Below are 23,873 nucleotides of genomic sequence, written 5' to 3'. Positions count from 1 at the left end.
TGAATCTTATTTTTAATTACCTTTAAGTGTAAATTTTTGATTATCAAAAACTTTCAGTCTAAACAGTGAAAACCATGGGTCATTATTAACTTTTAAAAGACCACACATGAAAAGACCATTTTCTGATGAAGATTTAATAAAAAATCTAAGCCTGTATTACCTCAATCGACATTTGAAAAAAAAGCCGATGGAAAAGTATCACCGAAAGATTGATGAGTCTAAACTTCATGACCGAGAAAAATATAAGAAAAAAGCAGAGATTTTATTGCTTAACTCTTTTATGCACCATTTTCCGGAAGTTACCTTTGATGATCTCACCTGCGAAAGTCCTGATTTTATCGCCACTCTTAACGAAAAAAAGATAGGAATAGAATTGACAGAAGTGATCAATCATCTTGAAATGAAAAAAGTGGAAAGCAATTTAAATAAAATTTTCCGTCAGGCAGAAATATTACTTGAGCAAGAAGACACTACGAAATATCGTGGTGTTTATTTTTTAGAATTTCATTCAAATATTAAATTTGATTCTCTCGAATATCAGGAGGAAATTATTTTAAACATCTATAAAAGCATTAAAAAAGGAAAACCAATCGGTTGTGTGAAAAATATCAGAAAATCTTCTCATCGCAGAAATGTTTTTATCACTTATGAATATAATATGAGTCTTTTTGATGAGCTCTGCTCTGAGAAAATCATAGAACTGATTGAAAAAAAGAATGAAAAATTTCCTTATTATGATACTTCTGTAGATGAATGTTGGCTGGTAATTGTCTCAGATATGAATTCTATTGCATCTAGATATACTTTCATTCAAGATAGCGAACATTTAAATCAAGTAAAAAGCCCTTTCCATAAAATCTTTCATCTCGATAACCTTTGTGGTAATATGACTAATATCAAATAGTTTCTAAAATCGATGTAGATAAATTAATTATATGTGTATTTTGTTGGTTAAAATTTACTTTTTATCATTATTTGGTGATGTTAATTAAATTTAAGTACATTTGATATACTTTAACTAATAATCAAATAAGACATGAAAAAAACTCTACTATTTATTCTTTTTTGTATTTCACAAACGTTTTACTCGCAGGCAGATTGCTCTACTGCTTTAGCGGTTTGTGGAAATTCTAATATCACGTACAATCCAACAGGAATTGGTTTGGTGAATGAAACATTGGGAGGTTGTCTCACAGAAGGAGAACACAATTCAATATGGTATAAATTAACAATTGCTACCAGTGGAACACTTACTTTTGATTTGGTTCCTACCAATCCCAATGCAGATTATGATTGGGCAATGTATGGACCAAATGTTACGTGTGCAAGTTTAGGTACGCCTATTCGATGTAATGCAGCAACGGTAATTGGTGTGGGTGCTGCCACAGGATTGAATATGACGAGTACAATATTAAGTGCTGCGGGAGGTTCTCCAACTCCTTATTGTCGGTATTTAGATGTCATTGCAGGAGAAACGTATTATTTATATTTAGATAACTGGGTTGGAGCAGGTGGAAGTACAACAGCTCCTTTTTCTCTAACTTGGGGCGGAACGGCTACTTTGGCATCTCCTTTTACCGATCCGGTATTGCAACCCAATCCGTTTGTACCACCAGGAGTTCCTGCTGCTAACCCAGCTAATCCTCGTGAAGTTCTTATTTGTACAAGCCCTGCGTTGTTTGATTTCACTACACTTACTCCAGGAATTTTAAACGGAAACCCAAATTTTGTTGTTACTTATCATATGTCACAGAATGATGCACTTGCAGGAATAAGTCCTATTACAGCACCTTTGATTGTGAATACAACGACAACTTATTACTACAGTATTCATTATCAGGACCCCGCGAACCCTGCTAATGCGCTTAATTCTTGCCGACAAATCGGTGCTTTTAAATTTAAATTAGGAAATATTACGGCGAATGATGCGACAATTTTTGCGTGTAACAATAATAAAAAAGGTCAAGGAATATTTAATTTAACTACGGCGAATGTTTTTGGAGGAACAAATGTTACGATAACTTATTATCCGACGTTGGCAAATCTAAATGCAGGAACAGGGCAAATTGCTAATCCAAGTCAATATTTTTCTGCAGAAGGAGTTGTTTATGCGGATGTGAAAACAACAGACGGTTGCTCAGATTATGCAGTGATTACTTTGCGTTTTTACCCAGAAGTTGTCGTAAACGATGCTACCTTGAGAGCTTGTATATTTGATGTTAATCTTAAAACTGCTTCTTTTGATCTTAATACTGCCTCTGTGACCACTCAGACTGGGACTACAAAAAAGTATTACCCATCTCTTACTGATGCAATAAACGGAACTAACATTATTTCAAACTTTACAACTTATATTTCTCCAAATGGAGTAGTGTATGTAAAGGTTATTGATGGAAATGGATGCTATGGAATTGCAAAAATTAAATTAGAAGTTATTCCTCCAGTATATTCTTCTATTTTAAAAGATAAAATAATTTGTATAGAAGATAAAACCACTTTGGATGCAGGCGCAGGTTTTGATGGCTATGAATGGAGTACGGGAGAAACAACGCAAACAATTTCTAATGTTGGTGTAGGAACGTATTGGGTGAAATTAAAAACCGGAGCCTGTATTATTCAGCAGAATGTAAAAGTATATGCTTCAGAACTTCCCGTTATTACAAGTATTGATATTTCGAATACAACAGTAACAATTAATGTAAATGGAGGAAAAGCTCCTTACAGATATTCAATAGATGGCGGTGCTTGGCAAGATTCTAACGTATTTGTGAATGTGAAAAGAGGTGATCATAAAATCTATGTAAAAGATGCTTATGATTGTGAGCCAATAGAAATAGAAATTGTTGTTCCAAATCTAGTGAATGTAATTACTCCAAACGGAGATGGTATCAACGATGTGATAGATTATTCTGCTTTGGCACACAAACAGAATTTAATTTTTAACGTTTTCGACAGATATGGAAACAAAATTTTTCAGGCAGATAAACTAAATCATTATAAATGGGATGGTACTGCGGGTAATAAAAAAGTTCCTACCGGAAATTATTGGTATTCTGTATCATGGAATGAAAATGATAAAAAAAATACACCAATTAAATACTCAGGCTGGGTGTTGCTTAAAAATAGAGAATAATTGTTATTACTAAATGATTAAATAGAACAAAAGCCATCTTTTTAAGGTGGCTTTTGTTAATTAAAAACTTTTGTATCTTTAAAGTAATCAGAGAGATAAAGTATTTTTCCGCATTCTGAAAATTGTATGATGGTACAGATTTCATTGGTATAACTCCCTTTTCCGGATATGTTGCCTAAAGAATTGGTCTGGTAAAAATATTTGTTATTTCCCAGATTGAAAATTTCAGAAACGCTCCATTCAATCTTTTCGTATCTTCTGAAAATGGCTCTGAATAATGCTAAGATCCTGCTTTTTCCTGAAATTTCTTTTGTAGGAGGAATCCAAATCACAGTTTCATCAGTAAACCATTTTTCAAGCTTTTCAATGTTTAAGGAATTTAAATCCTGCATAAAATGGCTGATCTTACAATTCATAGGTTGCAATTTACATTTATATACGTGAAAAATCTTAAATTGGTTTTAAATAAAATTATTAAAAAATTCCTCATGAAAGATTTATTTATCAAAAGATTTGAATACTACAAAATGCTCGGCGACAAATCATTTGCACAGCTTTCAGACGAGCAGATTTTCTGGCAGTTCAATGAAGAAAGTAATTCAATTGCAGTGATTGTGAAGCATGTTGCAGGAAATATGCTTTCGAGATGGACTAACTTTTTAACAGAAGATGGCGAAAAATCCTGGCGGAATCGTGATGAAGAATTTGTAAATACTTTTAAAACAAAAGATGAGGTTTTGCAATATTGGGAGAAAGGTTGGAAATGTCTTTTTGATGCTTTGAATCAAATTGATGATGAAAATTTATATTCAACAATTTATATCAGAAACGAGGCGCATTCAGTGATTGATGCGGTTTTCAGACAATTGGCGCATTACCCTTATCATATCGGTCAGATTGTTTTTATTGCTAAAATGATAAAAAATGAAGATTGGAAAACGCTTTCGATTGCAAGAAATAAGTCTCAGGATTTTAATAATGAAATGAAAGATAAGTTTTCTGAAAAATGAAAAATTTCACCATAGATAAAGGCAAAGGAATAATTTCTGAAGAATTTTTAAATAGAAATGTTTTAGATTTTCATTCTGCCTGCAAATATGTTTCAAAATTGCCTTACAAAAGAAATGTAGACAAAAATAATATCAAATGTATCTTTAATGATTTGGGTGGTACTTGCAGTACAAAACATGCAACGTTGAGAAAATTGGCTATTGAAAATCATCAAACTGATATAAAACTCATTCTTGGAATTTTTAAAATGGATGCAAAATATACTTTTAAAATTAAAAATACTTTAGACAAGTTTAATTTAAATTATATTCCTGAAGCTCACAATTATCTCAAAATTAATGATGAATATTTCGATTTTACAAAACCCAATTCGAAATATTCAGAAATTAAAAATAAATTACTGGTTGAAAAAGAGATGGAATACAATGAAATTATGACCGAAAAAGTTTTGTTTCATAAACGTTTTCTTGAAAATTGGCTTTCGAATGAAAATATTCCTTACAGTCTTGATGAAATTTGGGAGATAAGAGAGCAGTGTATCAGAGATTTACAAAAAAGTGATAACACAGAGATTCAAAATTCTTCTCCTGTTTGTTTTGCAAATAGTCCCGATGTACGAGACGATTATAAATTATAGACCAAATCAATTTAAAATTTATATTAAATTTGATTACCTTTGCACCCAGAAAATTCAGGAAAATAAATGTCTCACTTTCATAGAACTGCCGCATTTCATACCCTTGGCTGCAAATTAAATTTTGCGGAAACATCTACTATTGCCCGTCAATTAACAGATGCAGGTTATGATAAGGTAAGTTTTGATGATAAGGCAGATATTTATGTAATCAATACTTGTTCGGTTACTGAAAACGCTGACCGTGAATGTAAACTTCACGTAAAAAGAGCGATGAAAGCCAATCCTGAAGGTTTGGTGGTAATTGTTGGATGTTATGCACAGCTGAAACCTGAAGAAATTTCACAGATTAACGGAGTAGATTTGGTTCTTGGAGCCAAAGAAAAATTCAACATTTTGAGTTATCTCGACGATTTAGAAAAATCTGAAAGCGAAGGTGTTGTTCATTCATGTGAAATCGAGGAAACTGATTTCTTTATCGGAAGTTATTCCATCGGAGACAGAACCAGAGCTTTTCTGAAAGTTCAGGATGGTTGTGATTATAAATGTACATACTGTACCATTCCTTTAGCAAGAGGGATCTCCCGTTCAGATACTATCGAGAATGTTCTGAAAAACGCCAAAGAAATTGCTGAAAGAGATATCAAAGAAATTGTTTTAACAGGTGTAAATATTGGTGATTACGGTAAAGGTGAGTTCGGAAATAAAAGACACGAACATACTTTTTTAGATTTAATTTCTAAACTTAATGAAGTTGAAGGTATTGAAAGAATCCGTATTTCTTCTATTGAACCTAATCTTTTGAAAGATGAAAGCATCGAATTGGTTTCTAAAAGCAAGAGTTTTGTTCCGCATTTTCATATTCCTTTGCAATCAGGAAGCGATGAATTGTTGAAAAAAATGAAACGTCGTTATCTTACCAAATTGTATAACGACAGAGTAAATAAGATTCGCGAAGTAATGCCTGATGCGGCTATTGGTGTAGATGTTATTGTTGGTTTCCCTGGTGAAACCGAAGAGTTATTCATGGAGACGTATAACTTCCTGAATGAACTTCCTATTTCATATCTTCATGTATTTACTTATTCTGAAAGAGAAAATACTGAAGCGGTAGGAATGCAGGGTGTTGTTCCGATTCCCGAAAGAAAAAAACGCAATAAAATGCTTAGAATTCTTTCTGAAAAGAAAAAAATGGCATTTTATCAAACTCAATTAGGAAAGACGCTTCCCGTTCTTTGGGAGCACGAAAATAAAGACGGCAAAATGTACGGCTTCACAGAAAACTATGTGCGAGTGCAGAAAGATTTTGACCAAGGATCAGTTAATCAAATTGAATTTCTAAATTTAGAAAAAATCCTGTCAGATGGCACGGTTACTGTGCTATCGTCTTACGAAAGTTTTTTAGCAAAAGCATAGTCTGTTTGCTTTATTTCCACTAAATTTATTCTTTAACGTTTTAAATCTATATTCTTATGAGAGATAAGTTCTTATCTTGGGGAATTGTATTGGTAGCTGCAACATGGGTTGTGGCGTTACTAATCAAAGCACATTATTGGATTCCTACGCTATTAACAGCAATTTATGCATTGGGAGTTTATAATTCTTACCAAACAAAACATGCAATTCTGAGGAATTTTCCTGTTTTGGGGTATTTTAGGTACTTTTTTGAAGATATTTCGCCTGAAATGCAACAGTATTTTATTGAAAGAGAGACCGATGGAAAGCCATTTCCCAGAAACCAGCGTTCTGCGGTGTATAGGCGTTCAAAAAATATAAGCGACACGGTTCCTTTTGGAACTCAGTTAGAAGTAAATCACAGAAAGTATGAAGGAATTAAGCATTCTATTTATGCTAAATCTCCAAAAGAAGAGCTTCCGAGAGTTTGGGTAGGTGGTGAGCAATGTACTCAGCCTTATCATTCTTCGTTATTTAATATTTCTGCGATGAGTTTTGGTGCATTGAGTGATAGAGCTCAGATTTCTTTAAACAAAGGAGCAAAGAAAGGAAACTTTTATCATAATACTGGAGAGGGGGGAATTTCGCCTTATCATATGGAAGGAGGTGATCTTTGCTGGCAAATAGGAACCGGATATTTCGGCTGTAGAGATGATGAAGGAAAATTTAATCCTGAATTGTTTACAAAATATTCTACGCTTCCGAATGTGAAAATGATTGAGATTAAACTATCTCAAGGAGCAAAACCTGGTCACGGTGGTGTATTGCCTGGTATAAAAAACACACCCGAGATTGCTGGAATTCGTCATGTAAAACCTGGAATGACCATTATTTCGCCCCCTTCGCATTCATCTTTTTCAGATGCTCCCGGATTGTTGAGGTTTGTACAGCATCTGAGAGAGCTTTCTGGAGGGAAGCCTGTTGGTTTTAAGCTGTGTATTGGTGATACCAAAGAGTTTGAAGATATTTGTGTTCAGATGAATGTGTTGAAAATTTACCCAGATTTTATTACGATTGACGGAGCAGAAGGAGGTACCGGAGCTGCACCGCCTGAATTTTCTGATGGAGTAGGGATGCCATTGGAGCCAGCTTTAATATTTGTGAATCGTACATTAAGAAACTATAATCTTAGAGATAAATTACGAATCATTGCCAGTGGAAAAGTTTTGACGAGTTTAGATATTCTGAGAGCTGTCGCAATGGGGGCAGATATCTGTAATAATGCGAGAGGGTTTATGTTTTCTCTTGGTTGTATTCAGGCATTGAGATGTAATAATAATAATTGTCCGACGGGTGTTGCTACACAGGATAAAATGTTGATTAAAGGGCTTGATGTAACCGATAAATCGGAGAGAGTATATCACTTCCACAAAAATACATTGCACACTTGTAACGAATTAATTGCTGCTGCAGGAAGAAGTTCTTATGAAGAAGTGGATGCAAGTATGTTTATGCGAGGTGATGAGTTTGAGCATCTTTCAGATAAATATTTCCCAGATATTTTGGGAAATGTGAGATAAATAAAAAACGCTTCAAAATATTTTGAAGCGTTTTTTTTATCATTTTACCTGTCGGTTTATTGACCTGTTGGTCTTAAGTTTGCCTTGTAAATCTGGAAATTAAATACAAAACAATTATTTTGTAAAGAATATCCTGTATAATTATAATGTGTATTTCTTGCAAAAGCTGCTTTAGACGGAACAATAATTACTCCCTGTAGATTGTAAGGATTTTCATTTGGTACATTTTCAAAACCTTTAAATTGCTTTAAACCTTCTTTCAGTCCACTAATTTCATAATAACTGCTGTTTTGCCCTGCAGCTTTTCTTACACTTTTCTTTACAAAATAAAACATGGGGTCGGTTACAGGAGAAGTGGCTCCATTAATAGTATTTAAAAGAACTCCTGCACTTCCAAACGAAATATTTCCGTCTGTTTCTGTGGCAAGATAATAATTAGCTCTCATCATCGTAGTTATTTGCGTAGAGTCTTGGATGGTAACACCTGTTACAGGGGGATTGCTGTCTTCTGGTTGAGCTCCGGCTCTTTTGATATATATAACTCCGGAAGGAAGTGTTTTAGGGTCTAGCTGAGAGAGTTTTTTCTCATTATCGTCAGCTGCATCTGTACTGCTGAAAGCTTTTATGTTTCCTTGCGAATCTAGGTAGTTGTTATCCATAAATTTCTGAATAGCCTGTTCGTCATAAGAGTTTCTTACATTGATGTCTTCCGGTTCTACGAAAGTTTCCACTTCATCATCCTTTTTACAAGCTGCGAAACACAACGATCCTGCAAGGATATACAAAAATATTTTTTTCATTTCAAAAACTTTAATTACTTTACAAATAATATAACGACAAAAGTATAAAAAAATATGAGAATAGATAAATTTTTGTGGAGCATTCGTTTTTATAAAACAAGATCAGTATCAGCAGATGAAATAAAAAAGAATAGAGTTTCTATTGGAACCTCGACTGTGAAGTCCTCTAAAGAAGTAAAAGAAGGAGATGTTATTAAAATACGTAAGAACCAGATTGAATATAAAATTAAAGTACTACAAATCCCTAAAAGTAGGATAGGAGCTAAATTGGTACCCTTGCACATTAAAGATGTGACCGATAAAGACCAGTATGAGCAGTTAATGATGCGAAAGATGTCTCAGGAGTATTACCGAAACCGAGGCGAAGGAAGGCCTACCAAAAAAGACAGAAGAGATATGGATGATTATGTAGAAAATGATGTTACTGCTGATTTTACAGATTGGGACGATTTTTTTGGTGAAGACGGCAACGATTCTGAAGCCAACGATTAATTAAAAGAAAAAGCTCTAGAGATAGAGCTTTTCTATGATCTCCTGAAGAATGTCTTCAGGATTTTTATTATCTGTATTTATGCTAAATTGTGCTTTACTATAATATACATTTCGCTCAAATAGATGTTTGGCGATAAATTCCGGGAGATCTTCATCAGATATTTTTGCTATTAAAGGTCTTTTTTCTTTCTGTTTTGAAATTCTTTCTGCCAAAGTAGCAATAGAAGCTCTCAAAAAAAAGCTTTTCGAACTATTATTAATAATTTCCATATTATTATAATAAACCGGAGTTCCGCCTCCCAGGCTCAAAACGATATTTTCTTGTGAGGCTAAAATCTCCTCCAAAGTTTCTCTTTCTAATTTTCTAAAGTAGATTTCTCCCTTTATTTCGAAGATTTCAGGGATTGTCAATTTATTTCGACGAGAAATTTCCTTGTCGAGGTCAATTAATTTAAAATTTATTTTATCGCTTAAAATTTTGGAAATGTGAGACTTGCCACTCCCCATGTATCCGACTAGTGAAATTATCATGAAATTATTTTAAACAAATTTGCGAAAAAGTTTTGAGATAACGAAAAAACGCCTATCTTTGCACCACTGAAAACAAGGAACATTACTTAACAATGAAACTTGATAATAAAGTGACCGACTCGGTAGCTCAGCTGGTAGAGCAATACACTTTTAATGTATGGGTCCTGGGTTCGAATCCCAGCCGGGTCACTTAATAAAAATTACTAGATTTTTGTAATTTTATAGCTTGTGTGGTGAAATTGGTAGACACGCCATCTTGAGGGGGTGGTTTCCTAAGGATGTGCTGGTTCGAATCCAGTCACAGGCACAGCAAAAAAAATATTTAATTAATAGTTGAATTTTTATAAAATAAATTTTATATTTGTCCTCGTTAATTTTATGTGACCGACTCGGTAGCTCAGCTGGTAGAGCAATACACTTTTAATGTATGGGTCCTGGGTTCGAATCCCAGCCGGGTCACAAGTTTACTGAAAAGTAAATTTTTTTCATATTAATATTTTGTGATTTGGTGTTCAAAGGCTTCCTTCCGGAAGCCTTTGATTTTTTTATCAATTCAGGTGCATATTGTCAATCAATCTTACTCCATCTACATTTACTACAATAAATGCTCTGTATGGATTTTTCTCTTCTCTTTGGTTGGTTTCTTTTAAAGTGTTTTCATCCGCAATCAGGAAATATTCCAATTCCATATTGGTTTGATTATCGAATATCTCATCTACATTCTTTTTAATATTAACAACAGATGTGTTTTTGAACCATTCATTAACTTTTGTTAATGTTTCAAAAATAATTTTAGCCTCCTCTTTTCTTGTTTCGGAAAGGCGTTGGTTTCTTGAGCTTAATGCTAAACCATTTTCTGCTCTGTAGATAGAAACTCCTTTTACTTTAATAGGAAGTTGTTTCTTTTCAACCATTTTTTTGATAATGGCTAATTGTTGAAAGTCTTTTTCTCCAAAGTAAGCGTTGTCTGCTTTTACTTGTCTGAAAAGTTCTTCAACTACGGTTCCTACACCATCAAAATGACCGGGTCTTGATTTTCCTTCCATTTCGTTTTCTAAACCATCGTAATCATAGCGTTGACTCTCTGTTTTTTCGGGATAAATATCTTCAACTTGAGGAAGGTAAACAGCATCTACAAGTCCTGAAGTTTTAAGAATAGTAATATCTCGATCAGTGTCTCTTGGATATTTTTCTAAATCTTCCGCATTGTTAAACTGTGTAGGGTTTACAAAAATTGACGAGATGACCAGGTCATTTTCTTTCCTTGCAGCTTCATACAATGATAAATGACCATTGTGTAAAGCTCCCATAGTAGGTGCGAAACCTATTTTTTTGCCCATTTCCTTCTGTCTTTCTATAAAATCCTGAAGTGTTTTTTTGTTTTTTAGAACTTCCATAGTTTATTTTAATAACAATTCAAAAATACTAATATTAAGATATTTATTTTTAGTTTTTATGCAATATCTCAATAACTATCGTAAAAAAATGTTAATTAGAATAATGTTGAATGTTTTTTCGTAATTTTGCATATTAGAGCGTTATTTAAAATTATATAAAAAATTATATGCCCAATCAGAAAATACTGTACATTACCACAGAGATGTACCCTTATCAGGAAGATACAAATTTAGCAGCGGTGGTAAACAAAATGGCACTTAAAATGCACCAAGAAGGCAATGATGTAAGAGTTTTTATGCCAAGATTCGGACAGATAAGTGAGAGGAAATTTCAGCTTCATGAAGTGATTCGCCTTTCGGGGATGAATATTATTATCAATGATTTAGATCAACCTTTAATTATTAAGGTGGCTTCTCTTCCAGGGGAGAGACTACAGGTCTATTTTATCGATAATGAAGAATATTTCAAAAGAAAACAATATTATTTTGATGATGCAGGAGTTGCGTTTGACGATAATGATGAGCGCGCAATATTCTTTGCACGTGGTGTAATAGAAACCATTAAAAAATTAAACTGGGTTCCAGATGTTATCCACTTAAATGGATGGATGTCTTCTTTCGTGCCTATTTATTTAAAAACATACTACAAATCTGATACTTATTTCAAAGATGCTAAAATTGTACTTTCATTATATAATGAGAAGGATGCAGCTTTGGCAGAAAATGTAGGAGAGAAACTAAAGTTTGATAATATTTCAGATTTAAATGCGTTAAATAAACCGAGCTTCGAGAGTTTTGTCGTGGAAAGCATGAATTACGTAGATGAAGTAGTAAAAGGTGATGAGTTTTTGAACGGAGATTTAGATAAAGGCTTTAATGAAACTGCTACTTCAAAATCTGAATACCTTGATGTAGACTCTATCAGTAAATTATATTAATATACATTTTGATGATTTATAATATTAGAAAAGTTTTCACCATTCTTTCTGTAATGGTTTTAGGGGGTGTGTTGGTTTATAACTGCGAGCCGGAACCAGATTCTCTAGGTGAACAGTTATTTTTAAATGGTGCAGCAGAAGGAGTTGAGTCTTCTTATGACCTTATTGCTTATAATTTAAAAAATAATGATACCATAAGAACTGATGCGTTTAAATTATTAAATCTTATTAGCTCTTCATCAACTTCTGCTACAGCAGTTTTGGGAGCTTTTGATGAAAATCAGTTTGGTAAGCAAAAGGCATCTTATTTTACCCAAGTTAGATTAGCAAATTATAGTCCTGATTTTGGGACTAATGCTGTCGTAGATTCTGTAGTTTTGGTTCTTAAACCGAGCTATCGTATAGATTCGCTTATCGCTACTACAACAGATGAAAATTATGTTTATCAGGACGGAGGTATAGATGCTAATGGAAATATAGGTACTAATATAGATGCTAAAAAAGTTGTTAATACTTATCCTATTACAAAATTTGGGAAAACCAAAAAGAAACTTACTTTAGAGGTACATGAAGTAAAAGAATTTATGAATGGATATAATGATTATGTTTATTCTGATAAAAATTTTGAAACCTACGATGCTCTTTTAGGTTCTAAAGAAATTAAAGGGGGGAATGTAAGCGCTGTAACCATTACCAAAGATTCTGATAATTCTCAAATAACATCTTCATCATCACCAGGTATAAGAATCCAGTTGTCACCAGCTTTATTTCAATCTAAAATTCTTGATAAGAAAGGGCAGCCTGAGCTAAGTGATGCTTCGAATTTTACCAGACATTTCAGAGGACTAAAAGTTTCTGTAGCTGAAGATGATGGTTACTTATTCCAATTTGCTCCTAACGATATGGAGTTGATTATGTATTATAAGAATGATTTAGCTGTAACTGGAGCTCCTCCAAAAAGACCTCAAACAAAATACGAGTTTGCTGTGAAAAGTACAAATATGCATTCTGCTTATTATGAGTATAAGAGACTTGGAGCTAGAATCAACGATTACGCTTTTGAAAACAAAGAAACTGGAGATAAAAAATTATATGCACAAGGAATGGGGGGTAATTCTATTGGTATAAAATTCAAAGAAGAAGAGATTAATGAACTGAAAAAGCTTTACCAAGACGAAAAAGCTGCCATCATCAGTGCAAAAATCAGAATTTATACAGATGAAATAGAATGGGCAAACCCATATCCTAAGCCAGGCGCTCAAGATTTTACAATTGTACAAGGAAATAAAAAAATTGTAAATGGCCAAGTAAAAGAAACGACAGAATTTACAACAGACTTCACCTCTTTAGGAGCTACTTTTATTTCTGTAAGAGCTTATAATACAGATACAAAGCGTGCTTATTACGATTTTATAGTAACTCGATCTTTAAAAGATATTGTTGAATCAGCAGATACTTATAAAGAATATAAAGATAAATATTTCAAGATAGATCTTGCTCAATTTTTACCGAGCGCTTCTACTTCTATTGCAGGATATAGTTATACTTCAAGAGCTTTTTCTATGGGAAGAACTGTTTTTGTAGGTTCTGATTCTTCAAATAAAGACAAAATTCAGTTACTCGTAACTCACGGGACCAAAAAATAAAACTAAGAATACTTAAAAAAAACATTTGATTAAATTATGTGCGGAATAGTTGGTTATACAGGTTTTCAAGATGCCTATGATATTGTTATCAACGGTCTTAGAAGATTAGAATATAGAGGGTACGACAGTGCCGGAATTGTTTTAGAAAACACTGCCAATAGCTTTAGCGTTGAAAAAACGAAAGGTAAGGTTGATGATTTGGTCAATATTTCAAATAATTTAAAAGGAACTTCCAAAATAGGAATGGGTCACACACGTTGGGCGACTCACGGTGTACCAAGTGATAGAAATTCGCATCCCCATGTTTCAAATAACGGAAAAATAGCACTTGTTCATAATGGTATCATTGAGAATTATGATACTATTAAAACGATGCTTACGGAGAAAGGTTTTTCTTTCAAATCTGAAACAGATACAGAAGTTTTAGTTAATCTTATTCAGTATTTTACAGACCTTAATTCCGAAACAGATTTTCCTGAAGCGGTAAGATATGCATTAAACGAAGTATATGGAGCATATGCTATTACGGTAATGCACGAAGACCATCCAGGGGTTTTAGTTGTTGCGAGATTAGGTTCTCCGTTAGCAATTGGAATTGGTAATCAAGAATATTTTATTGCTTCTGATGCATCACCTTTTGTTGAGTTTACTAAAGAAGCTATTTATCTTGAAGAAGGTCATATGGCAACAATTTCTTTGGAAGGAGGTGTAGACATCAGAACAATCAATGATAATTCTAAAATAATTCCTGAAATTCAAGAATTAAAATTAAGTTTAGAGCAGATTGAAAAAGGTGGATATGAGCATTTTATGCTTAAAGAAATCTTTGAACAGCCAAAATCTATCCACGATACAATGAGAGGAAGACTTATTGTAAATGAGGGAGTTATTAAAATGGCAGGAATTTGGGATCATGTAGAAAAATTCAAAAATGCTAACAGAATCATCATTATCGCTTGTGGTACTTCTTGGCATGCTGGTCTTATCGGTGAATATCTAATTGAAGAGTTTGCAAGAATTCCTGTAGAAGTAGAATATGCATCAGAATTCAGATACAGAAACCCTATTGTAACAGACAAAGATGTCGTGATAGCGATTTCTCAATCAGGAGAAACGGCAGATACGATGGCTGCTTTAAAATTAGCAAAAGAAAGAGGTGCATTTATATATGGTATATGTAATGTAGTAGATTCTTCTATTGCAAGAATCACAGATGCGGGGTCTTATACTCACGCAGGACCGGAAATTGGTGTTGCTTCTACAAAAGCATTTACAGCTCAGTTGACTATTCTTTCTTTGATTGCATTAAAATTAGGAAACCATAACGGTAATTTAGGAACTGCCGAATTTATGAGTCTTATCTCAGAACTCGATGCGATCCCTAAAAAGATTGAAGAAGTATTAGAAGCTACGCATGAGCTTACTCAGCATATCGCAAAAGACTTCATCGATGCTACCAACTTTTTATACTTAGGAAGAGGTTACAATTATCCTGCAGCTTTGGAAGGTGCTCTTAAATTAAAAGAAATCTCTTACATTCATGCAGAAGGGTATCCTGCTGCAGAGATGAAGCATGGCCCAATCGCCCTAATTGACGAAAACATGCCAATTGTTATCATTGCACCTAAAAAAGGTCATTATGATAAGATTGTAAGCAATGTACAGGAAATTAAGGCTAGAAAAGGTAAAGTAATCGCAGTAGTAAATAAAGGAGATACACAGGTAAGTGCAATGGCTGATTATGTGATTGAAATCCCTGAAACCTCAGAATGTTTTTCTCCAATAGTAGCTTCAGTGCCTTTACAACTATTAGCTTATTATATAGCGGTATATAGAGGAGCCAATGTAGATCAGCCAAGAAATCTTGCAAAATCTGTAACTGTAGAGTAAAAAGTACTCGAAAATAGAATAAGTTTAGGTTTTTTTCGTTATTCTGAAAAAAATCTTAAAAGTTTCTTAAAAAAATTATATATTTACGGCTTAATTATAAAAATTAACATGAAAAGGATATTTCTTTTATTATTGTCTGCGTCGGTAGCATCGGTATCTTGTTCAGGTGGTGGATCTTCTTCTGTAGGGAAGCCTGGAACAAAAGGAGAATTGATACCTAGAGAAAAAACAAAATCATTTGTTGCACAGAGACCTTATGGTATGGTGGCAATTCCTGGCGGTTCTTTTATTGCTGGTATGGCCGATGAATCATTTACCAATAATGGTGAAACTGCACCTTTGAAAACGGTAACCGTAGCTCCTTTCTTTATGGATGAAGCTGAAACTACCAATGCAGAATACAGAGTTTTCATCAATTACGTAAGAGATTCTATCGCTAGAACAATGCTTGCTGAAGCAGCAGGTGAAGGTGGCGATGGTGGCGGTAAAGGCGCAAGCATCGGAGACTATGCTTATCTTGCTAAAAAAGAAGAAAACTTAACACCATATCAGGAATATCTTGAAGGAGCTGGAGGAAGAGACGACGGTTTTGATGCAAGCAAAAAATTAGATTGGAAAATTCCATTACATTGGAATACATCAAAATATCCGGATGTAGAATATGCAGAAGTTCTTGAGTCTATGTATTTGCCTGCTTCTTCTAGAGTAGGAAGTGAAAGACTTATTGACGTAAGTAAATTAAAATATGGTTATAGATGGGGAGACATGGATGCTGCGATCGCCGATAACCAAAGAGGAGTAAACTTCTTAAGAAGCGAAAGCATTGCAATCTATCCAGATACAACAGTTTGGGTAAATGATTTCCACTATACTTATAACGAGCCTTTATTTGAACAATATTTCTGGCACAAAGCTTACAAAGATTATCCTGTTGTTGGGGTAACTTGGGATCAAGCTAGAGCATATTGTGACTTCAGAACTAAATTGAAGTCTGATTATAACGAAAGCTTAAAAAGAAAACAACAAAGAACTTTACGTTTCCGTCTTCCTAACGAAATGGAATGGGAATATGCTGCAAGAGGTGGAAAACAAAATGCAACGTATCCTTGGGGAGGTCCTTACTTAATGGATGATAGAGGTTGTTATCTAGCAAACTTCAAGCCAAAAAGAGGTAGCTATATGGAAGATGAGAAAAAAGGAACTTATACTTATACTGCTCCAGTGAAAAAATTCAAGAAAAACTCTTTTGGATTGTTTGATATGGCAGGTAACGTATCTGAGTGGACTGATTCAGGATATAACAATTCTTCATACGGATTCTCTTCTACTTTAAATCCTTCTATTAAATCTAAAGTAGATAATAAAAAATCTGTAAGAGGAGGTTCTTGGAAAGATGTTGGTTATATGTTGATGAACGGTGCAAGAGACTGGGAAAATAAAGATTCTGCAAGAAGTTATATCGGTTTCAGAACTGTACAAGATATTCCTGAAGCTGCTGTTAAAGTAAAAAGAGTTAACAGATAGGAATTACTGAAATTATTTTCAATATTAATTTATTTTTAAAACTTAAAAAAACTACCATATATGTTTAAGACTAAAGATGCTTGGATGAATTTCTTCTATTCATTCGGTGCTGCAATTGTAATTCTTGGAGCTTGGCTTAAAATTACTCACATTACATTTGGACCTATTAACGGAAACATCGCTCTTACAGTAGGGCTTGTAACTGAGGCAATTATCTTTATCATTTTTGCATTCGATCCTCCGGCTGCGGAAGAATCATACCACTGGGAAAACGTTTATCCTGAATTGTTGGATAAGCATGCAAACCCAAATCCTTTACACTCAAATATTTCTGCTAAAAATACAGGAGCACAGTTCGCTGAATTGGAGAACTCGCTTTCAACGAAATTAGATAAAATGCTTCAGGATGCGAAACTTGATGTACAACTATTTGATAGATTGAGAACTGGAATTGATAAATTTTCAAGCTCAGTAGATCAAATCAACCAAACTGTTGATGTATCTGCTTCTACTCACAAATACAATGATCAGCTAAACAAAGCTGCTTCACACATGGAAAGCATGAATGCTCTTTATGCAATGCAGTTAGAAAACGGTCAAAAACAATCAGATTTTGCTAAAAAATATGTTGCTGATATGCAAAAATCAGCAGAGCAGTCTGAGAAATTTAATCAAGAATTACAAGGTTTAACAACCAACTTAAACAGCTTAAACAGAGTTTACGGTGGTATGTTAACTGCTATGAAGTCATAATCCTTAACCATTAATTTAAACAAAAACTAAAGAAAAAAGAATGGCAAAAGGAAAACAGACTCCACGTCAGAAGATGATCAACCTGATGTATTTGGTGTTCATCGCGATGATGGCCCTCAACATTGACGTTGAAATTATTAGATCTTATTATGATTCTACTGTTGCTCTAAACGATACAAGAATGTTGACGCAACAAAAAAATGAAGATATTTTTGAAAAAACTTTAGAAGCTAAAGCTCAGCAAGTACCAGATACTTATGCAACTCCTTGGGAACAGTATAAAACACTGAAAAGCAAGATTGATGTATTGGTAAAATCAGCGGATGATATTAAAGTTATTCTGAAGAAGCAATCAGATTTCCATGACAAAGATCCTAAAACAGGAAAAGACATGGATGTAAGTGAAAACTTCTCAGCATTGAATAATAACGAAGCTACAACTAACTATTTCTTTAAAGAAGGTGACGAAAATGCTCCTTCTGCGAAAGCTTTAGATCTAAAAAAACAATTAGATGATGTAAGGTCATATATTGTAGCTACTTTTGGAAGTAATCCTCAATTAACAAAATTAGTTGAAAGAGCAAACAAATCGATTATTGCAGAATATCCAGCTGGAAAATCTCCAAACGGTAAGACTTGGTTTCAGAATAAATTCTATCACCAACCGCTTATCGCTGCGATTTCAAATCTAGAGATTATTCAGAATGATGCAAGAAACGTACAGTCTGATGCATTGGCGTTAATGCTTCAGGAAAAAGTTGATGCTAGTATTAAATTTACAAGCTACGAAGCAATTGTTTCTGCTCCTACAGATGTTCAAGCTGGTAAGAAAGCTGAAGCAGTTGTAATGTTAGGAAACTACTCAAACAGTAGTAAGATTAGCATTAGCGGTGTAAGCAGACAAGAAAACGGTAAAGGATATCTTCCTTTAAACACTGGAGGTATTGGCGAGAAAAAGATTGGTGGTGTAATTACTTTAACAGATGCTACAGGAAAAGCTCAGCAATTCCCGTTCACGCATACGTATAATGTAATCGCTGGTCCTCAGGAAGTTAAACTTGAGAAAGGTTTATTACTTTCTGCTGATAAAATGAACGTAATGTACAGAGGATTAGAAAATCCTGTTTCAGGATCAATCTTAGGTGCGGATAATGCTAAATTATCCTTGTCAGCTTCTGGAGGTGCTATTGTTAAAGGTACAGGAAATGGGAAATGGAATGTTACTCCTCAAAGTGGAAATGTAATACAGTTAACTCTTTCTGGAAGAGAACCTAATGGTAAAACTGTTTCACAAGTATTTGAATACAGAATTAAAGGAATTCCTAGGCCACAAGGTCAGATTAGAGGAAAAGCTGTGAATTTTATGCCGGCAACTTCAATTCCAAATCAAATTGTGAGTGCTACATTACCTGATTTTGACTTCCCAGTTTCATTCACTGTAAATAGCTTTATCTTAAAATTACCTGGAAGAGCTGGTACAATGATTCAAGGTAACGGATTATCTTCTGCAGAAGGATTATTAAGAAATCTTAGATCGGGAGATGTCGTACAAATCTATGATATCAAGGCAACTGCAACTGGTTTAGGAAACCAAATATTGAAAGATATTTCACCGGTAACTATCAATGTTCAATAAGATTAATTTGTAAATTCATATTATGAAAAAATATATTAGCAGTCTTTTAGTATTAGCTTCTGGGTTTGCATTCTCTCAGACTATTCTAAATGCTTCTTCTCCGGAAGAATTCAGACAAATGAGAGCTGAGAATATGAAAAAAGTAGGAGACACTATTATTAGTAATAAAGTTACTCCTTTAGAGTATGGCTTTGTAGATGATAAAGACATCCTAAAAAGTATGACGGTATGGGAAATTATTGATCTTAATGACAAGATCAATCAACCTTTTTACTATGATAATCCAAATGGATTACTTGCTAAAACTACAAGATCTTTATATCAGATTCTTCTTGACGCAGCTATGGACGGAAAAATAGAAGAGGTTTATGATGATGAAAATTTCACAACAAAACTAAGTAAGGAGGCTCTCCAGAAAAAGTTGGAAAGTGAGAGAATAGATGAAGAAGCTATTGATATTTTGAACTCAGGAAGGCAACTTACTGAAGATGAAAAGAAAAGACTTGTTGACCATATTAGAACGACTACTGATAAAGTAAAAGTTCTTAAAATTATGGGAATGTGGTTCATCGACAAGAGAGACGGTATGATGAAATACAGACCTCTTGGAATCGCGGCAATGGGACCAGATCCAACCTCTATCGGAAGACTTGATGCTGAAGGTAAATTAATGGAAGGAGCTAATGACCTTGTAGACTTATTCTGGGTTTATTATCCAAAAGCGAGAGATATTTTAGCTAACAATTACGTGTACAACAGGGCAAATTCGTCAGCGGATTTATCTTTTGATGACATAATTAATGCAAGAAGATTTTCTTCAATTATCTACAAGTCAAGCAACGGTCTTGGAGACGGTACTATTAAAGATTATGTTCCTAGAAATGCTGAAGAGCAATTGGCTGAAAGCCAAAGAATCAAAGATCAGATTCTTCAAATGGAAAACGATATGTGGAATTACTAAATTTCACTTGATATTTATAAAAAACCTGAGTACATTTACTCAGGTTTTTTTATTGTTATATCGCTTTTTACAGAGTTGTTAGGAAAATGGATTGTCCAGATTTTAAGTGTTAAATTTAAATCTGTCAACTGACAACTAAAAACCATCAACGACTTAAAAACCTTTTAAATAAATGAAATTTTTATATGAAAAATGTAGATTACATCATTGTTGGTGATGGTTATGCCGCTTTATTTTTTGCTCATCGATTGCTTTTAAATAACAAATCATTTATAATTTTCTCGGAAGGAAAAAAAAGTGCTTCACAGATTTCTGCAGGAATCATCAACCCTGTAGTATTGAAAAAATTTACTACATTTTGGCTAGCGCAGGAGCAGATTGATTTTTTAAAATTATCATTAAAAGAAATAGAATCTTATACAGGAGAAAATTATCTGATAGATTCTCCTATCCACAGAATTTTTCATGATGAGCACGAACAGAAACTTTGGCTTAAAAAATCAGGCAATGAAGAGCTCAAAAACTTTTTAGATGAAAATTTTGATCATTTAAATGGTGTAAAAAACGACTTTCACACCGGAAAGGTCAATCAGTCAGCCAGGCTAAATGTTAAAGGCTTTTTTGCTGGTTTATTGACTTATTTAGAAAATAAAGGGAATTTAATCAAAGAAAAATTCGATTATTCTGAAATAGATACTTCAAACTCTATTTACAAAGATTTTAGCTTTAAAAATATTTTATTCTGTGAAGGAATGGGGGTAAAAGAAAATCCATATTTTTCAGAAATTGCTGTTATTCCAAACAAAGGACATCACATTCGTGTTAAACTTTCAGAATCTATTCCGCAAGATATCACCATTAAGAAAAAACATTTTTTATTTCCTTTAGAAAATGATCTTCATTTTTATGGCGGAACGTACGACCGTGAACAAATGCATCATGAAATAGATAATTCTGCAGTTGAGCAGCTCCAAAAAGGACTTTCAGAATTTTATACAGCAGATTTCGAGATTAAAGAAGTGTATTTTGGTTTCAGACCTACCGTAAAAGATAGAAGACCTATTTTGGGAAGACATTCTCAGCATTCGAATTTTTATGTATTCAATGGCTTAGGAGCCCGCGGAATTTTGAACGGATGTTATTTTTCTAAAACGTTATTTGATTATATAGAAGAAAATATTCCATTACCTAAAGAGATTTCAATCGATAGATTTTAAAGAAAAAGACGCTTTAAAAAGCGTCTTTTATTATTGGGAGGCCATCTTTGTCGTTGGCTTTTCTTTTTTTGCATGAAACAATACCATATCTGCATCTTTTTTCAGGAAAGTGACTTCATATTTTGTTTCAGTAAATTGATATTTGTTATCGTTAGTAGAAAAACTGGGATTTTCTATATTTTTTTTAAGCTCATAGCTTTGTCCGTTCAGTCTCACAACAACAGTATTTTTAGTATTGTTGGTCATAATCTCCATTTCGTCACCGTAACGGTCTGTAACAGTTACTTTTGTAATATCATCTTGTGACTTGGGTGTTTCTTGCTTTACAGTGGATGTATCTGGGTCTTTAGCGGAGTGTTTACACGCTGATAGAGTGAGGATTATAAAAAATCCTAGGAAAAAATTCTTCATTTGTAATTTTGGTTTTTAAGGGTTTTCTAATATATTGCTTTGGTTGTGTAAAATTACAATTATAATTTATTAAAATGTGTTAATTTTTAATAAATTATAAAATTTAACTTTGTTTTGCTGGATTATTTTAATGTTAAATGTAATCGACTGCTTCTCTCATTCATTTTTCAGAAGATTTCAAGAAGAGTTAAATTTTGTTAATAGTGAATCGACTATTAAAATCTAAGCATACATTTGCATCTTCTAATGAGAAACTATATCGTATTTTTTTTGACCAGCCTTTTCCTGCTTTTTATGGTGGAAAGCAAGCTCAATGTCAAAACTTTGCGTAGCGACTTTTCGGGTCATATTGCTCACAACTATCCAAATAAAATTAATCAGTCTCATCAATCGGTTACAAAATTTTCGGTTAATCAAATCGCAGATACTACCGATGGTACTTCTATAGAGTTGGCTGAAGACGATTTTCAATTCTCAGATACGGTGCAGGCAATAATTGTTTTTGCCAGTGTTTTTGGATTGATTTATTCATTTGGATTATTATTCAAAAAAAGGTTTAAACCTTCAATTTCAGATTTTTTACAGCACTTCAATTCTGTAAAAACATTTATTCTGATTCGTTCTATCAGAATCTAAAATTTTATTTTCCGATTATCTTTTTGCTCCAAAACTGGGGCCAAAAGCATTACGTTATGACTATCCTGGTTTCATAATGTAAATATTTCCAGAATTATTTATTCAAATTAAACTTTTAACGATTTATACCACTCTAAAATTATGATGAAAAGAGTTGTCTCAGGTGCTGTCTTAAGCGCTGTTCTCCTACTGTTTAGCTGTAACGAGAAAAAAGAAGAAAAACAAGAAGATTCAGTGTATCCGGTGACTTCACCTGTAAAGATGGATACCATTATTAACAAAGATTTTGTAGCTCAGATCCAATCGGTAAAAAATATTGAGATTCGTGCTCAGGAAAAAGGTTTCCTTGAGAAGATCTATGTAGACGAAGGTCAATATGTAAAGGCCGGACAAACATTATTCAGAATTATGCCTCAATTGTATCAGGCTGAATTATTAAAAGCAAAAGCAGAAGTAGAGCAGGCTTCAATTGAGCTGAGAAATGCAAGTACATTATCCGACAATAATATCGTTTCTAAAAATGAAAGATTAATGGCTAAAGCTAAATTGGATGCAGCGAATGCTGAAATGAAATTAGCACAGATCCATCTTTCATTTACAGATATTAAGGCTCCGTTCTCAGGAGTGATCGACAGAATTCCTTTGAAACTGGGAAGTTTGGTGGATGAAGGTGACCTTTTGACGACGCTTTCAGACAACACAGATATTTACAGTTATTTCAATGTTTCCGAACCTGAATATCTTAATTATCAGAAGAATGTTGCAGACCGAGGAAATCAAAATGTAAATCTGGTAATGGCAAACGGAGATCTATTTAATCAAACGGGGCAGATTCAAACGATTGAAGGTCAGTTTGATAATGAAACCGGAAATATCGCTTTTAGAGCAAAGTTTCCAAATCCTGAAAAGCTATTAAGAAACGGTGAAACAGGGAAAATCCGTATGACTTTACCGCTGAAGAATGCTTTAATTATTCCCCAGAAAGCTACTTACGAAATTCAGGATCAGAAATACGTTTTCGTGGTTGATAAAAACGGGGTAGCAAAATCTAAGAATATTAAGGTTGCCTATGAACTTCCAGATATCTATGTAGTTGCGTCTGGTCTTTCAGGTGGTGATAAAATCTTGTTGGAAGGAGTTCAGAAAGTGAAAGATGACCAAAAAGTAAAAGTGAAATTCCAGGATCCGAAGAAAGTTCTTCAATCTTTAAAATTAAAAGCAGAGTAAAAATAAATGATAATTGATAAGCGGTCATTGATCCATCATTCATCATTAATAATTTATCATT

Annotated in this window: 22 protein-coding genes and 3 tRNA genes; 20 read left to right on the top strand and 5 right to left on the bottom strand. The window is 33.6% G+C overall.

Annotated features, from left to right (window positions below):
• Nucleotides 1–106 precede the first annotated feature (106 nt).
• A complete protein-coding gene (locus AB671_RS08670) occupies nt 107–904 on the top strand; it encodes a hypothetical protein (protein ID WP_066678712.1) in 798 nt (265 codons plus the stop codon).
• Nucleotides 905–1,036: 132 nt separating this feature from the next.
• Nucleotides 1,037–3,133 (top strand): T9SS type B sorting domain-containing protein, encoded by a 2,097-nt coding sequence (locus AB671_RS08665; RefSeq protein ID WP_066678714.1) that lies wholly within the window; start codon nt 1,037–1,039, stop codon nt 3,131–3,133.
• 56 nt (nt 3,134–3,189) lie between these two features.
• On the opposite strand, the gene AB671_RS08660 is transcribed toward AB671_RS08665, so the two are convergent.
• The gene (locus tag AB671_RS08660) at nt 3,190–3,549 is read right to left on the bottom strand and encodes a nuclear transport factor 2 family protein (protein ID WP_082987265.1); all 360 of its coding nucleotides are present in this window, start codon (nt 3,547–3,549) and stop codon (nt 3,190–3,192) included.
• A gap of 72 nt (nt 3,550–3,621) precedes the next feature.
• Here AB671_RS08660 and AB671_RS08655 point away from each other — a divergent pair, with 72 nt between their 5' ends.
• The 4 genes from AB671_RS08655 to AB671_RS08640 all read left to right on the top strand — a co-directional run bounded on the left by AB671_RS08655 (nt 3,622) and on the right by AB671_RS08640 (nt 7,753).
• Nucleotides 3,622–4,143: a DUF1572 domain-containing protein gene (locus AB671_RS08655; protein ID WP_066678814.1), complete on the top strand. Its 522-nt coding sequence runs from the start codon at nt 3,622–3,624 to the stop codon at nt 4,141–4,143.
• Nucleotides 4,140–4,781, top strand: a complete 642-nt coding sequence (locus tag AB671_RS08650; protein WP_066678718.1) for a hypothetical protein — start codon at nt 4,140–4,142, stop codon at nt 4,779–4,781. The genes AB671_RS08655 and AB671_RS08650 overlap by 4 nt, the downstream gene beginning before the upstream one ends.
• A 66-nt stretch (nt 4,782–4,847) precedes the next feature.
• Entirely contained in the window at nt 4,848–6,194 is a 1,347-nt protein-coding gene (mtaB, locus tag AB671_RS08645) for a tRNA (N(6)-L-threonylcarbamoyladenosine(37)-C(2))-methylthiotransferase MtaB (protein ID WP_066678720.1), read from the top strand.
• Between the two features lie 56 nt (nt 6,195–6,250).
• Nucleotides 6,251–7,753 (top strand): FMN-binding glutamate synthase family protein, encoded by a 1,503-nt coding sequence (locus tag AB671_RS08640; protein ID WP_066678723.1) that lies wholly within the window; start codon nt 6,251–6,253, stop codon nt 7,751–7,753.
• Nucleotides 7,754–7,809: 56 nt separating this feature from the next.
• On the opposite strand, the gene AB671_RS08635 is transcribed toward AB671_RS08640, so the two are convergent.
• Entirely contained in the window at nt 7,810–8,553 is a 744-nt protein-coding gene (locus AB671_RS08635) for a hypothetical protein (protein WP_066678725.1), read from the bottom strand.
• A 54-nt stretch (nt 8,554–8,607) separates the two neighbouring features.
• Here AB671_RS08635 and AB671_RS08630 point away from each other — a divergent pair, with 54 nt between their 5' ends.
• Nucleotides 8,608–9,045 (top strand): RNA-binding S4 domain-containing protein, encoded by a 438-nt coding sequence (locus tag AB671_RS08630; protein WP_066678727.1) that lies wholly within the window; start codon nt 8,608–8,610, stop codon nt 9,043–9,045.
• A 15-nt stretch (nt 9,046–9,060) separates the two neighbouring features.
• Here AB671_RS08630 and AB671_RS08625 read toward each other — a convergent pair whose 3' ends face one another.
• Nucleotides 9,061–9,576 carry a shikimate kinase gene (locus AB671_RS08625; RefSeq protein ID WP_066678729.1) on the bottom strand — a complete coding sequence of 172 codons (516 nt, stop codon included), beginning with the start codon at nt 9,574–9,576 and terminating at the stop codon, nt 9,061–9,063.
• A 116-nt stretch (nt 9,577–9,692) separates the two neighbouring features.
• Between AB671_RS08625 and AB671_RS08620 the strand changes: the two genes are divergently transcribed.
• The 3 genes from AB671_RS08620 to AB671_RS08610 all read left to right on the top strand — a co-directional run bounded on the left by AB671_RS08620 (nt 9,693) and on the right by AB671_RS08610 (nt 10,035).
• A tRNA-Lys gene (locus tag AB671_RS08620) sits at nt 9,693–9,765 on the top strand.
• Nucleotides 9,766–9,800: 35 nt separating this feature from the next.
• Nucleotides 9,801–9,883, top strand: a tRNA-Leu gene (locus AB671_RS08615).
• 79 nt (nt 9,884–9,962) lie between these two features.
• A tRNA-Lys gene (locus AB671_RS08610) sits at nt 9,963–10,035 on the top strand.
• An 89-nt stretch (nt 10,036–10,124) separates the two neighbouring features.
• On the opposite strand, the gene panC is transcribed toward AB671_RS08610, so the two are convergent.
• Nucleotides 10,125–10,973: a pantoate--beta-alanine ligase gene (panC, locus tag AB671_RS08605; protein WP_066678731.1), complete on the bottom strand. Its 849-nt coding sequence runs from the start codon at nt 10,971–10,973 to the stop codon at nt 10,125–10,127.
• Nucleotides 10,974–11,140: 167 nt separating this feature from the next.
• Between panC and AB671_RS08600 the strand changes: the two genes are divergently transcribed.
• The 8 genes from AB671_RS08600 (at nt 11,141) to AB671_RS08565 (ending at nt 21,538) form a co-directional block, all read left to right on the top strand.
• Nucleotides 11,141–11,911, top strand: coding sequence for a glycogen/starch synthase (locus AB671_RS08600; protein WP_066678732.1), 771 nt, complete (start codon nt 11,141–11,143; stop codon nt 11,909–11,911).
• Between the two features lie 11 nt (nt 11,912–11,922).
• Nucleotides 11,923–13,557, top strand: a complete 1,635-nt coding sequence (locus tag AB671_RS08595; protein WP_066678733.1) for a DUF4270 family protein — start codon at nt 11,923–11,925, stop codon at nt 13,555–13,557.
• A 36-nt stretch (nt 13,558–13,593) separates the two neighbouring features.
• Complete coding sequence (gene glmS / locus AB671_RS08590; protein WP_066678734.1) at nt 13,594–15,447, top strand: glutamine--fructose-6-phosphate transaminase (isomerizing); 1,854 nt, start codon at nt 13,594–13,596, stop codon at nt 15,445–15,447.
• A gap of 108 nt (nt 15,448–15,555) precedes the next feature.
• The gene (gene gldK, locus AB671_RS08585; RefSeq protein WP_066678735.1) at nt 15,556–16,971 is read left to right on the top strand and encodes a gliding motility lipoprotein GldK; all 1,416 of its coding nucleotides are present in this window, start codon (nt 15,556–15,558) and stop codon (nt 16,969–16,971) included.
• A 60-nt stretch (nt 16,972–17,031) separates the two neighbouring features.
• On the top strand, nt 17,032–17,724 hold the full coding sequence (gene gldL, locus AB671_RS08580; protein WP_066678736.1) for a gliding motility protein GldL: 693 nt from the start codon (nt 17,032–17,034) through the stop codon (nt 17,722–17,724).
• 40 nt (nt 17,725–17,764) lie between these two features.
• On the top strand, nt 17,765–19,360 hold the full coding sequence (locus tag AB671_RS08575) for a GldM family protein (protein WP_066678738.1): 1,596 nt from the start codon (nt 17,765–17,767) through the stop codon (nt 19,358–19,360).
• Nucleotides 19,361–19,382: 22 nt separating this feature from the next.
• Nucleotides 19,383–20,321, top strand: coding sequence for a gliding motility protein GldN (gene gldN / locus AB671_RS08570; RefSeq protein WP_066678739.1), 939 nt, complete (start codon nt 19,383–19,385; stop codon nt 20,319–20,321).
• Nucleotides 20,322–20,506: 185 nt separating this feature from the next.
• Nucleotides 20,507–21,538: an NAD(P)/FAD-dependent oxidoreductase gene (locus tag AB671_RS08565; protein WP_066678740.1), complete on the top strand. Its 1,032-nt coding sequence runs from the start codon at nt 20,507–20,509 to the stop codon at nt 21,536–21,538.
• 30 nt (nt 21,539–21,568) lie between these two features.
• Here the strand turns inward: AB671_RS08565 and AB671_RS08560 are convergent, their stop codons facing one another.
• Nucleotides 21,569–21,949, bottom strand: coding sequence for a hypothetical protein (locus AB671_RS08560; protein WP_066678741.1), 381 nt, complete (start codon nt 21,947–21,949; stop codon nt 21,569–21,571).
• A 246-nt stretch (nt 21,950–22,195) separates the two neighbouring features.
• Between AB671_RS08560 and AB671_RS08555 the strand changes: the two genes are divergently transcribed.
• Both AB671_RS08555 and AB671_RS08550 read left to right on the top strand, forming a co-directional pair.
• Nucleotides 22,196–22,585, top strand: a complete 390-nt coding sequence (locus tag AB671_RS08555; RefSeq protein ID WP_066678742.1) for a hypothetical protein — start codon at nt 22,196–22,198, stop codon at nt 22,583–22,585.
• A gap of 144 nt (nt 22,586–22,729) precedes the next feature.
• Nucleotides 22,730–23,812, top strand: a complete 1,083-nt coding sequence (locus tag AB671_RS08550; RefSeq protein WP_066678816.1) for an efflux RND transporter periplasmic adaptor subunit — start codon at nt 22,730–22,732, stop codon at nt 23,810–23,812.
• Nucleotides 23,813–23,873 lie beyond the last annotated feature (61 nt).

Origin of the sequence: Chryseobacterium sp. BGARF1, from assembly GCF_001677955.1 — a bacterium.
GTDB lineage: Bacteria > Bacteroidota > Bacteroidia > Flavobacteriales > Weeksellaceae > Chryseobacterium.
Note: the sequence above shows the minus strand (reverse complement) of the source record. Positions and strands in the feature narration are given on the sequence as shown.

Bases quoted from the DNA above. Each gene is read 5' to 3' on its own strand.
- AB671_RS08670 (WP_066678712.1), top strand. From the start codon at position 107: ATGAAAAGACCATTTTCTGATGAAGATTTAATAAAAAATCTAAGCCTG.
- gldL (WP_066678736.1), top strand. From the start codon at position 17,032: ATGTTTAAGACTAAAGATGCTTGGATGAATTTCTTCTATTCATTCGGT.
- AB671_RS08630 (WP_066678727.1), top strand. From the start codon at position 8,608: ATGAGAATAGATAAATTTTTGTGGAGCATTCGTTTTTATAAAACAAGA.
- AB671_RS08640 (WP_066678723.1), top strand. From the start codon at position 6,251: ATGAGAGATAAGTTCTTATCTTGGGGAATTGTATTGGTAGCTGCAACA.
- gldK (WP_066678735.1), top strand. From the start codon at position 15,556: ATGAAAAGGATATTTCTTTTATTATTGTCTGCGTCGGTAGCATCGGTA.
- AB671_RS08655 (WP_066678814.1), top strand. From the start codon at position 3,622: ATGAAAGATTTATTTATCAAAAGATTTGAATACTACAAAATGCTCGGC.
- AB671_RS08635 (WP_066678725.1), bottom strand. From the start codon at position 8,553: ATGAAAAAAATATTTTTGTATATCCTTGCAGGATCGTTGTGTTTCGCA.
- AB671_RS08665 (WP_066678714.1), top strand. From the start codon at position 1,037: ATGAAAAAAACTCTACTATTTATTCTTTTTTGTATTTCACAAACGTTT.
- mtaB (WP_066678720.1), top strand. From the start codon at position 4,848: ATGTCTCACTTTCATAGAACTGCCGCATTTCATACCCTTGGCTGCAAA.
- gldN (WP_066678739.1), top strand. From the start codon at position 19,383: ATGAAAAAATATATTAGCAGTCTTTTAGTATTAGCTTCTGGGTTTGCA.
- AB671_RS08625 (WP_066678729.1), bottom strand. From the start codon at position 9,576: ATGATAATTTCACTAGTCGGATACATGGGGAGTGGCAAGTCTCACATT.
- AB671_RS08560 (WP_066678741.1), bottom strand. From the start codon at position 21,949: ATGAAGAATTTTTTCCTAGGATTTTTTATAATCCTCACTCTATCAGCG.
- AB671_RS08565 (WP_066678740.1), top strand. From the start codon at position 20,507: ATGAAAAATGTAGATTACATCATTGTTGGTGATGGTTATGCCGCTTTA.
- AB671_RS08550 (WP_066678816.1), top strand. From the start codon at position 22,730: ATGAAAAGAGTTGTCTCAGGTGCTGTCTTAAGCGCTGTTCTCCTACTG.
- AB671_RS08650 (WP_066678718.1), top strand. From the start codon at position 4,140: ATGAAAAATTTCACCATAGATAAAGGCAAAGGAATAATTTCTGAAGAA.
- glmS (WP_066678734.1), top strand. From the start codon at position 13,594: ATGTGCGGAATAGTTGGTTATACAGGTTTTCAAGATGCCTATGATATT.
- AB671_RS08595 (WP_066678733.1), top strand. From the start codon at position 11,923: ATGATTTATAATATTAGAAAAGTTTTCACCATTCTTTCTGTAATGGTT.
- AB671_RS08575 (WP_066678738.1), top strand. From the start codon at position 17,765: ATGGCAAAAGGAAAACAGACTCCACGTCAGAAGATGATCAACCTGATG.
- AB671_RS08555 (WP_066678742.1), top strand. From the start codon at position 22,196: ATGAGAAACTATATCGTATTTTTTTTGACCAGCCTTTTCCTGCTTTTT.
- AB671_RS08600 (WP_066678732.1), top strand. From the start codon at position 11,141: ATGCCCAATCAGAAAATACTGTACATTACCACAGAGATGTACCCTTAT.
- AB671_RS08660 (WP_082987265.1), bottom strand. From the start codon at position 3,549: ATGAATTGTAAGATCAGCCATTTTATGCAGGATTTAAATTCCTTAAAC.
- panC (WP_066678731.1), bottom strand. From the start codon at position 10,973: ATGGAAGTTCTAAAAAACAAAAAAACACTTCAGGATTTTATAGAAAGA.